The sequence below is a fragment of the Paenibacillus sp. LC231 genome (assembly GCF_001860525.1).
GTDB lineage: Bacteria > Bacillota > Bacilli > Paenibacillales > Paenibacillaceae > Paenibacillus_AQ.
In genome coordinates this window covers 1-1,267 of the sequence record NZ_JFOM01000045.1, presented here as the reverse complement: position 1 = coordinate 1,267, position 1,267 = coordinate 1, and the positions used below count along the sequence as shown (strand labels likewise).

The 1,267-nt window shown below is 45.5% G+C and carries 1 protein-coding gene; it reads left to right on the top strand.

The genetic code is table 11. The features are described 5' to 3' along the window. The first annotated feature begins 71 nt into the window (after nt 1-71). Nucleotides 72-1,222 (top strand): IS3 family transposase gene (locus AK95_RS25485; protein WP_162487652.1). Its coding sequence is split into 2 segments (ribosomal slippage): nt 72-333 and nt 333-1,222, totalling 1,152 coding nucleotides; the frame shifts between segments, so codons are not numbered across the junction. Nucleotides 1,223-1,267: the final 45 nt, after the last annotated feature.

Below are 1,267 nucleotides of genomic sequence, written 5' to 3'. Positions count from 1 at the left end.
ATGGTAGACAGTGAAAAAAGAGGACATGTTACAATGAACTCAAACACTGGATACCGGAGGGGATTTTTGTTATGCCAGCGAAGAAAGGTCAAACTTTTAATCGATATAGTGAAGAAACGAAGAAAGAGGCCGTTCGTTTGCGAGTGGAAGAAGGTTGGGCGTACAGCCGGATTATGGAGAAGTTTGGAATTAAAAGTGAGAGCCAGATTATCACATGGGTACGTAAAAGCCAGAACGGAGAGAGTTTTGAGGATTACCGGGGACGCTGGACGAAGAAGCATTTTAGCAGTGCAGAAGAAGAAAATGCTTATCTGAAAGCGCAGGTAGAATATCTAAAAAAGCTCAATCCGAACTTACACGGGGAGGGAAGCTGGATTTCGAAGCCCGGTGCCAGTCCATTCAAGAAATAAGCAAATGGGCTCCCGTGGTTTGGCTGTGTAGGATCGCTGAAATTTCACGTGCAGGTTACTACAAATGGAAAAAGAACGCTATCCTTAGAGAGAAACGAGCAGACCGGGATGCGGATCTGAAAGCACACATTTTGGGCATTCATCGGCTTCGTCCTTATTTCGGTTACAAACGTATGCGAACTGCTTTAGGAAAAGAAGGCTTGGTGGTGAATCACAAAAAGGTGCGTCGCTTGATGAGAGAACTTCATATTCGCTCCGTGATTCGCAAGAAGCGTCCCTTTGCTGGCCGGAAACCGTCAGTCCTGTTTCGTAATGTCTTGAATCGAGAATTTAGGGCTACGGCTCCTGAGCAGAAGCTGGTGACGGATATTACGTATGTCCGGATTGGACATGAGTTTGCTTATCTCTCGGTGGTGATGGATCTGTATAACAACGAGATTGTGGCCTGGGAACTCTCCGAACGAAATGACTTAAAACTCGTTACAGACACGGTGAAGAAACTGAAATGTGGACCTACCTTGCTCCATTCGGACCAAGGGTTTCAATATACAACACAAAGCTATGCCCAGTTGCTTGAAGAGAAGAAGCTAACAGGAAGCCATTCCAGGCGTGGGAACTGCTATGACAATGCTTGTATTGAGTCGTTCTTCTCCCACTTAAAGACCGAGAAGTTGTATTTGGAGAAGCCTCAGAATCTGGAGCAAGCCAGGAGCCAAATCACGGAGTACATTTTGTTTTACAACAAGGAACGTTTCCAAAACAAACTGGGCGACCTCTCCCCGATTGAGTTTCGGGAGAAAGTCGCCGCTTAATAAAATTTCTCTTTTTTTATTGTCTACTTGACGGGGCTATGACCA